Origin of the sequence: Bradyrhizobium zhengyangense (genome assembly GCF_022012435.1) — a bacterium.
Taxonomy (GTDB): domain Bacteria; phylum Pseudomonadota; class Alphaproteobacteria; order Rhizobiales; family Xanthobacteraceae; genus Bradyrhizobium; species Bradyrhizobium zhengyangense.
In genome coordinates, this window is the sequence record NZ_JAKLUA010000064.1 from 1 (window position 1) to 2,538 (window position 2,538).

General features: G+C 63.7%; 3 protein-coding genes. All 3 read left to right on the forward strand.

Going from position 1 to position 2,538, the window contains the following annotated elements:
• The first annotated feature begins 59 nt into the window (after positions 1 to 59).
• The 3 genes from tnpA (at position 60) to tnpC (ending at position 2,501) form a co-directional block, all read left to right on the forward strand.
• On the forward strand, positions 60 to 458 hold the full coding sequence (tnpA, locus tag L6637_RS42110) for an IS66-like element accessory protein TnpA (RefSeq protein ID WP_237874440.1): 399 nt from the start codon (positions 60 to 62) through the stop codon (positions 456 to 458).
• A complete protein-coding gene (gene tnpB, locus L6637_RS42115; protein ID WP_038388978.1) occupies positions 455 to 802 on the forward strand; it encodes an IS66 family insertion sequence element accessory protein TnpB in 348 nt (115 codons plus the stop codon). The genes tnpA and tnpB overlap by 4 nt, the downstream gene beginning before the upstream one ends.
• A gap of 70 nt (positions 803 to 872) precedes the next feature.
• Positions 873 to 2,501, forward strand: a complete 1,629-nt coding sequence (tnpC, locus tag L6637_RS42120) for an IS66 family transposase (RefSeq protein WP_237874442.1) — start codon at positions 873 to 875, stop codon at positions 2,499 to 2,501.
• Positions 2,502 to 2,538 lie beyond the last annotated feature (37 nt).

The following is a 2,538-nucleotide window of genomic DNA, read 5'->3' on the forward strand; positions in this document are numbered from 1 at the left end:
GTCTCCCTCCGGTGAGGGCCGTCTTGCCGGGTTAAGAGGAGTGCTGTGTAACAGCCCTTATGGACAGCAATAAGTTCAGTGCTCAGATTGAACGGTTTGAGGTTGTCGAGACCGGCCGTCGCCGTCGCTGGACCTCTGATGAGAAACTCAAGATCGTTCTGGAGAGTTTGCAGGCACCGCGCGCGGTCTCGTCGACAGCACGACGATACGGCATCTCGCGCTCGCTGCTGCTGACTTGGCGACGATCGTTTGGAGCGCGGGCGAGCGAACAACTTCAGCCAGCCTTTGTGCCGGCGATGGTGATGCCGGACCAACCGGCGGTGCCGCCAGTAGCTTTGGCGGGGCCAGCGGGCGGACGCATGGAGATTGTCGTCGGCAAGGCCTGTCGCGTGATCGTGGACGCCGGCGTTGATATGACCGCGTTGTCTCGCGTGTTGGATCTGCTGGAGCGGCGATGATCCCGATCGCGGCAGGGGCAAGAATCTGGATCGCAACCGGTCACACGGACATGCGCAAGGGCATGCAGGGTCTGGCATTGCTGGTGCAGGAGGGCCTCGGGCGAGATCCTTTTGCCGGCGACGTCTTTGTGTTCCGTGGTCGTGCCGGCACACTGATCAAGGCGCTTTGGCACGATGGGGTCGGGCTATCGCTCTACGCCAAGCGACTGGACCGTGGCCGCTTTATCTGGCCTGCGACGGTGGACGGCGTGGTGTCGCTGACGGCAGCTCAGATGGGCTATTTGCTGGAGGCGATCGACTGGCGCAACCCGCAACATAGTTGGCGGCCGCAGAGCGCAGGATAAGCAGCGCAATAGTCCTGTGAGATTGCAAAAAGGCCGCGCCAAATCGCGGCTTTTGTGATTCCATCGGTGCATGGGTGACAGTCCCGAGAAGCTGCCGGAAGACATTGAGGCGCTGCAGGCGGCGTTGCTGGTGACGCGGGCCGAACTTGCCAGCGTTCGCGCCCAGCAGTCCGACGACCAGGCGCTGATCGCTCACCTGAAGCTGCAGATCAAAAAGCTGAACCGTGATCGCCATGGCCCTCGCTCGGAGCGTACCGCAAGGCTGCTGGATCAGCTCGAACTGACGTTGGAGGAGCTCGAGGCTTCTGCGACTGAGGACGAACTTGCTGCTGAAATGGCCGCCGCCAAGACGACGAAGGTGGCCTCGTTCACGCGCAAGCGGCCGTCGCGCCAGCCCTTCCCGGACCATCTGCCTCGCGAGCGGGTGCTTGTGCCGGGACCGGTGACGTGCGCTTGTTGCGGCGGAGCGCGGTTATCCAAGCTCGGGGAGGACATCACCGAGACGCTGGAAGTAATCCCGAAATCCTGGAAGGTGATCCAGCACGTCCGGGAGAAGTTCAGCTGCCGTGATTGCGAGAAGATCAGCCAGGCCCCGGCGCCCTTCCACGTCATCGCCCGTGGTTGGGCCGGCCCCAGCTTGCTGGCGATGGTGCTGTTCGAGAAATTCGGCCAGCACCAGCCGCTGAACCGGCAGGCCGAACGCTATGCCAAGGAAGGCGTGCCGATCAGCCTGTCGACCCTCGCCGACCAGGTTGGTGGCTGCACAGTTGCGCTGACGCCCTTGTTCCGGCGCCTCGAGGCCCATGTGCTGAGGGCCGAGCGATTGCACGGGGATGACACGACGGTGCCGGTCCTGGCCAAAGGCAAGACCGATACCGGCCGCATCTGGGTCTATGTACGCGACGACAAGCCTTTTGGCGGGCAGGCGCCACCGGGGGCAGTGTTTTATTACTCGCGCGATCGCGCCGGCGAGCATCCCCAGGCGCATCTGGCCGGCTATAGCGGCATCTTCCAGGCCGATGCCTATGGCGGCTATGGCAAGCTTTACGACCCGGGCCGCAACGCAGGTCCGATCCTGGAAGCCGCGTGCTGGGTCCATGCCAGACGGCCGTTCTTCGTGATGGCTGATCTGGCGGAGAATGCGCGCCGCAAGGTACAGGGCAAAAAGCCTGCGGTGATCTCGCCGCTGGCACTGGAAGCAGTCCGCCGGATCGATGCCCTGTTCGAGATCGAGCGCGGCATCAACGGCGAGACGCCTGAGCGGCGCCGGGCCGTGCGCCAGGAGCGCAGCGCGCCGCTGGTCGCCGCTCTGGAAGCTTGGATGCGTGAGCAACGCGCCAAGCTATCTCGGCGCAACGACGTTGCCAAGGCGATGGACTATATGCTCAAGCGCTGGGGCTCGTTCACCCGCTTCCTCAACGATGGCCGCATCTGCCTGTCGAACAACGCCGCCGAACGAGCCCTGCGCGGCATCGCCCTTGGGCGGAAGTCCTGGCTGTTCTGTGGCTCCGACCGCGGCGGCGACCGTGCCGCGATGATGTACAGCCTGATCGTAACAGCCAAAATGAACGATGTGGATCCGCAAGCCTGGCTCGCCGACGTCCTGGCACGCATTGCTGCACATCCGGTCCAACGGCTCGACGAACTTCTGCCCTGGAATTGGCGTGACCGGAACAAGCAAGCCAATCAGGCTGCCTGAGTGACCGCTACGCGGTCCTCACCGGATGCTTACGAAG

Excerpts from the sequence above, each read along its gene's own strand:
- tnpA (WP_237874440.1), top strand. The coding sequence starts at position 60 with ATGGACAGCAATAAGTTCAGTGCTCAGATTGAACGGTTTGAGGTTGTC.
- tnpB (WP_038388978.1), top strand. The coding sequence starts at position 455 with ATGATCCCGATCGCGGCAGGGGCAAGAATCTGGATCGCAACCGGTCAC.
- tnpC (WP_237874442.1), top strand. The coding sequence starts at position 873 with ATGGGTGACAGTCCCGAGAAGCTGCCGGAAGACATTGAGGCGCTGCAG.